The organism is Embleya sp. NPDC050493 (assembly GCF_044458105.1).
Lineage (GTDB): Bacteria > Actinomycetota > Actinomycetes > Streptomycetales > Streptomycetaceae > Embleya.
The window spans coordinates 315,703-321,634 of record NZ_JBITHP010000006.1 but is presented as its reverse complement, the minus strand read 5'-3'; the positions used below and the strand labels follow the sequence as shown (position 1 = coordinate 321,634).

Here is a 5,932-nt window from a genome sequence, read left to right as displayed (position 1 = left end):
GGCCCGTTGAGCGGGCACGGGCCCGTTGAGCGGGCACGGGCCCGTTGAGCGGGCACGGGCCCGTTGAGCGGGCACGGGCCCGTTGAGCGGGCACGGGCCCGTTGAGCGGGCACGACGGGCCCAGTGGGGCGGTTGCACGGGCCGGGCGGCCTGGCCTGGGCGGGCGGGGTGGGCCGGTTGGGTGGGCGGGACGTGGCGAGTTGGATGCGGGCGGGCGGATGCTCACGCTGACCCACCCGCGTCGACGAAGGCATCGAGGTGCCCCCGCGGGCCGGCCCACCGACCCACCTCGCCCCGCCCCGCTCTCACCGCAACGGCGATTCCACCCGGGTCACCGCGAGCGTACGCCGCGCCAACTCCGCCAGCGCGCAGCAGTCTTGACCCGGTAGTCCGGTCCTGACCCGGGTCGCCGCCATCGACGGCCAACCCGCCTCCGCGCCGTGCAGGATGCCGGCGATCGAGCCCGCCACCGGCGCCGTCGTGTGGGTGTCCCATCCTCCGCGCACGGCCAGGCCGATCTGCCGACACGGGTCGCCGTCGCCCCACAACAGCCCCGCCGCGACCAGGCAGGCATTGCCCAGGGCGTCTCGCCGGGAGCCGGTCCCGTACCGCTGATGCACTTCGGCAGCCGCCTGCTCCCAGCTCCGACCACGGGTATGGGCGACCAAGACTCCCTGAATCGCCCGCGACAACCGCGAGTCGACCGGCACATGCCGTAACGAGACCCCGACCGCCTGCGCCGCATCCCGTGCCGTGAACGCCGCCGCCGCAAGCGCAGCGCTCCACATCGCCGCGTGCAGCCCCTCCCCGACGTGCGACACAACCGCGTCCTTGCGCGCCAACCGAGCCGCGCGCCTGGGATCACCCGGTGCCACGTAGCCGTACAAATCAGCCCGCGCCATCGCCTCGTCGGTCCCGCCGTGGGCAGTTGCTTGGGATGCCGTCGCCGGCGGCAGTGCGCCACGCAACAGGGCCTGGTACGCGGCCTGTTCCGCCGCGCGCTGACGCAGGAACGGCAGGGTCAGCAGCCACAAGGCCCCCACCTGCGCGCTGCTGAAGCCCGGTCCGTACAGCTCCAACACCCGCAAACTCAGCACCGAGCGATCCATCGCATCGCTGCGGTCCTCCACCCGGGCGGCATCCGGCACTCCCGACCCATCCGGAATACGGGCCGCCTCGTAGGCGCCCAGGCAACGACCCATCCAGCCCCCGTGAATGCGATCCAGCAACGCCGCCGCGGGCGGCGGCGGGTCGATCGCACCGGCCGGCGGAAGTCCGTCATCCACAAGCCGATCGACGGCGTCGCCACGATCGCCGCTTCCCGAGCCGCCCCGGCCCACGCCGTCCCGACTCACGCCGTCCCGAGCGGGAACATGGCGACCGGGAACATCGCGAGCCAACGCGTCGCGGGCCAAAGCATCGCGGGCCGAACGACCTCGAGTCGGGCGACGATCCCGGGTCGGACCGTCTGCCGACAAGCCGTCTCGCCCCGAATCATCTCGCCCAGGGCGCCCAGTTCGCCCATTTCGCCCGGTCCGCCCAGCGCGCTCGCGCCCAAGGTCATCACCCGCGTGCTCTCGCCTCTGAGGATCCCGACCCAACTCGTCCCGCCCCCAACGGCCTTGCCCAATCCGATCTTCAACAGGCCGTTCGTCAGGGCGTCGTTCGTCAAGGCGTCGTTCGTCAGGGCGCGCTTCGTCAAGGCGCGCTTCGTCAGAACGCCGTGCATCAGGAAGCCGTTCGTCGAGACGATCTCGGCCCAGACGGCCTCGCTCCAGGTACGCCTTGCCCAAAAGGTCTCGCTCCAGCCCCTCTCGGCCCCGACCGTCTCGGCCTCGACCATCCTCCGCCCGCTGACCTCGGACCTGGTCATTCCGGTCGCCATCCCCGCCCGTTCGGCCACCATCCGCCACGAGTTCGGGGCCCTCACCGCCGCCGACCGAATCATCTTCCGTCGGGCCATCGGGCGGCCCCAGACCACTTCGCCGCCCATCGACCGTTGCCGGGTCGGCACCATCGCCCGCGCCGATGCCCGCATCGCCCGCATCGCCCGCATCGCCCGCATCGCCCGCAACATCTTGCGCCCGACGATCGCACTGCCGAACACCTCGATCGACATCACCCGAAGCCGGCACCCGATCGCCGGCCAAATCATCGTGCCTGAGCGGGATTTGCGCACGACTTTCCCCACCCCAACGATCACTCCGCTCCGATGCGCACCCCGGGCCGCCACCGGACCGGTCGTCGCTCGCCCGATCGTGGCCGGCGAGATCGCCCTCCCTGAGACCATCGCTCGCCGCAGCACCTTTGCCCGAAAGATCCGAGTCGCCGCACCCACCCTCGTCACCCTCGCCACCGGCACGCCCACGGTCGACTCGCCTTCGGCGCCCCGAACTCGAGTTGTCCGATTCCCGACCGTCCCGAGCCGCCTCCACCACGTGCGTCACCGCTCCTTCGCCGACCGACTCCGCCCCTGAACCGACATCCACCCCGCCACCTGCGCCCGACCCGCACCCGGCATCCGCCCCGCAGCCCGCATCCGGACCGGCCGACCCGATCGGGCCACCCGACTCGACCGGCCGCCCGTCCAGCCGAGCCATGCCATCCGACCCAGCCGGCCCGCCAACCGCACCCTCGTCGCCCCCGTTGCCCCCGTTGCCCCCGTTGCCCCCGTCGTCCCTGTCGTCCCTGTCGTCCCCGACCACCCATGCCGCCGCGCCGCCCTCCGCAGCCCGCGGCGCCGACCCGCCCCACCTACCCCTCCGGATACGATCCTGCACCCGACCCCGATCACGCGCCGGCCCCTCGACCTGCACCGGAACCCGCACCTGCGACGCCGACGCCTGGGTCCGTGTCTGCGCCTGCAACTGCCCCTCCACCCGCGCCTGTCCTGGGACGCGCCCGTCCTGCGCCTGCTGCGAATCGTGCCGCACGTAGTCCTCCCGACCGGGTGGGCAGGCCGGCACCGGCCGGTGGGCGACGCTGCCCGGGACGTCGGCGGATTCGACACCCGGAACCCGATCGCGACTCCGGGCGACGAGGACTCCGGGTGACGAAGCCCGCTCGTACCGCATCATGCTCCGGCCGGTTCGAGAAAGGCCAGACGCCCGAGACAGTCGATTCGACCGAAATGTGACGCCCTATCACATGCCCTGCGCAGGCTACGGAACCGCCCCGGTCCGGGCCATTGGCAAGCCTTGACGAAGTTCAGACACAACCCGCTGAAATTCGTCACGACCCAGGGGGTTCGCTGGCGCCGCGAATCGCGTACCTTATCGGCCATGACCTCGGCTCGCGCCTATGACGGCGGCATCTACTCGCCGTATTCGGAGACCCCGATCTACGACCGGCTCGTGGCCGAACGGGGTCGTCCGGAGATCGGCCCCTTCAACCTCCCCGTGCCGGACTTCGCCATGCACCCGCTCTTCGGCGAACGACCGGCGCTCCCGGCCCTTCCGGCCCTGCCGTCCTCGTACTCGTCGCCCGCCCCGGCGTACGGGTCCAGCTACGGCTCGTCCGCCCCGGGCTACGGCTACAACGCGCCTGCCCCGATGCAGTCGCTGCCCGCACCGCTTCCGGTTCCGGCGCAGTACGGCGCGGGCTCCCCGCAGCACGGCGGCCAGTACAACAACGCGCCCATGTCCGGGTATGCGTCGATGGCCCCGGCCGCGCCGCAGGCACCCCAGCAGGCCGTGCACCAGGTGCCGCAGCCCGGCGCCGGGCAGTACGCCGCGCAGTACGTACAGCCGCCCCAGGTGCCGACACCGCGCGTGCCGAACATGGGCGAGCCGGGCCAGTTCCCGCCTCGCTACTGACCTCGCCACCGACCTCGCTCCGCCCCGTACGGCACGCATCACGCCGCGCGCACGGGTCCCATCGCGAGCCGTACCACCCGCACACCGTGCGGCACCGTCCCCGGCGGGGTGGCGTCGTACCGATCCCCCGTCGGCTTCCCCGAGCCGACGTGAAACAGTGAAGACATGCACCACCTCGCCTCCTTGCACGTGTATCCGATCAAGTCCGCACGCGGTATCGACCTCTCCGAGGCCGTAGTCGAACCGTGGGGCCTTGCCGGCGACCGACGTTGGATGCTCGTGGACGAGGCCGGACGGTTCCTCAGCCAGCGCAAGCAGCCGCAGCTGGCGACCGTGACGGTACGTCAAGAGGCAGGCGGCCGACTGGCCGTGTCCACGCCTTCGATGGACGACCTGCGGATCGAACCGACTGCCGAGGTCCGGCTCGTCCCGGTGACCGTCTGGAACGACGAATTCGAGGCCGCCCTGGGCCCGGACGACGCGCACACCTGGTTCGCGAAGTTGCTGGGCTTCGACGTCCGACTGGTACATCTCGACGACCCGACCCGACGAACGCCCGATCAACGGTACGCTGATGCGTCCGATCGGGTGAGTTTCGCGGACGGATTTCCGCTGTTGCTGACGACGACGGGTTCACTCGAATCGTTGAACGCCGTAATGGATTCCGCGCTGCCGATGAACCGGTTCCGCCCCAACGTCGTCATCGACGAGCCCGAGGGGTGGGCCGAGGACCGCTGGCGCCGAGTCCGTATCGGCGACGTCATCTTCCGCGTCGTCAAGCCGTGTTCGCGCTGCGTGATCACCACGACCGACCAACGCACCGGCGAACGAGGCCCCGAGCCACTGCGAGCCCTCGGAAAGCACCGCCGGTTCGGCAAGAAGCTCATCTTCGGCCAAAACCTGATCCCCGAACTCCCCCCGACCGGCTCGGGCATCCTCCGGGTGGGCGACCCCTTCGAGGTCCTCGAAACCGCCTGATGGACCGACGGCACCCGATCGGCGCCCGGCCCCCGATCGACCCGACACCGCCGATCGGCCGACGCCACCAACCCAGCCGATTCCCGGGCCGGTTCCGCCGTCGCGTCATGCAACAGGCCGAATTCCGCCGCCGTCCGACCCAGCGGACGCCCGAAGGCATCGGTGAGATCGGGCCATACACCGGACGAAACGCGGCATAACCGTACGTTGAGCTGGGGCGCTCCGTCGTGTCACGAAGCCGCCGACAGGAGCGGGCCGTTCGACGCTCTCGGGCCGCCGCAACCCTACGACGGGCCGAACGGCGGCGTGGCGCCCATCTCCGGGAGCGGCCCTCTCGGACGCCGAACGGAAGGCCTTACCGCCGACAGGTGAGCCCGCACCCGAAGCCGCGCGCACCACAGGGCCGTTCGTCGAGGTCGGGACGGGCCTTTCGACAAGGTCGGACCGGGCCGGCACACCGCGGGTACGCCCTACGCCCACCGCGGTGAACTGCGGCGGGCCAATCCCCTGCGCCGCCGCTCACCCCACACCCAGACGTCGCGCCCGATCCGGAACCGCCGTACCTGCACCCGGCACTCGCCCGCGCGGCGCGTACCGGGCCCTGCATCGCGACGGTACCTGCGTACGGCTCTGTCGTCGGACCAGGTAGACCTGCGGTGGGTCAACAGGCCGTGGACGTCCCGGACGCGGGCCGGTAGGCGGCCGGCGGACCGGTGCCCAGGCCGACGGGAATGCGGATGCCAGGCGCGCTCCGGGCCCGCGAGAAGGCGGCCGGCACGCACACGGCGGACAACGAGAGTGCGGGCCGAGAAACGGGAGGCAATCGCGTCGCAAGAGTTCGAGTGGGCGCCTCACCCGAGCGTCGGATCGCAGCCATCAGTAGACGGCAGTCGACCCAACGGACCGGCCGACGGCCGAACGGCCGGCTGTCGAACAATCGGTGGACCGCCAAACAAGCGGCAGTCGCATTCGGTACCGACCTGACGAAGTGACATCGGGCCAGGCATTGGCCACCCGACCGGCGATTGGGCTTGAGTACACGGACACCCGTCCGACGTACCGACATTGACCTGCCAACCGGGGCGCACCCCGACAACCACGGGCCATTAAATCCGCGTGCCCGCCGCCCGCCGCCCGCG

General features: G+C 71.4%; 5 protein-coding genes. 2 read left to right on the top strand and 3 right to left on the bottom strand.

Annotated features, from left to right (window positions below; all coding sequences use genetic code 11):
• Window positions 1-305: 305 nt before the first annotated feature.
• Window positions 306-1,286, bottom strand: a complete 981-nt coding sequence (locus tag ACIBM5_RS15530; RefSeq protein ID WP_396007315.1) for an ADP-ribosylglycohydrolase family protein — start codon at window positions 1,284-1,286, stop codon at window positions 306-308.
• Window positions 1,287-1,351: 65 nt separating this feature from the next.
• Window positions 1,352-2,119, bottom strand: coding sequence for a hypothetical protein (locus ACIBM5_RS15525; protein ID WP_396007314.1), 768 nt, complete (start codon window positions 2,117-2,119; stop codon window positions 1,352-1,354).
• A gap of 1,162 nt (window positions 2,120-3,281) precedes the next feature.
• Here ACIBM5_RS15525 and ACIBM5_RS15520 point away from each other — a divergent pair.
• Complete coding sequence (locus tag ACIBM5_RS15520) at window positions 3,282-3,815, top strand: DUF6643 family protein (RefSeq protein WP_391589398.1); 534 nt, start codon at window positions 3,282-3,284, stop codon at window positions 3,813-3,815.
• Between the two features lie 38 nt (window positions 3,816-3,853).
• Here the strand turns inward: ACIBM5_RS15520 and ACIBM5_RS15515 are convergent, their stop codons facing one another.
• Window positions 3,854-3,982, bottom strand: a complete 129-nt coding sequence (locus tag ACIBM5_RS15515; protein ID WP_396007313.1) for a hypothetical protein — start codon at window positions 3,980-3,982, stop codon at window positions 3,854-3,856.
• Here ACIBM5_RS15515 and ACIBM5_RS15510 point away from each other — a divergent pair.
• Complete coding sequence (locus ACIBM5_RS15510; RefSeq protein ID WP_396007312.1) at window positions 3,981-4,793, top strand: MOSC domain-containing protein; 813 nt, start codon at window positions 3,981-3,983, stop codon at window positions 4,791-4,793. The two genes, ACIBM5_RS15515 and ACIBM5_RS15510, sit on opposite strands and share 2 nt — an antisense overlap.
• Window positions 4,794-5,932: the final 1,139 nt, after the last annotated feature.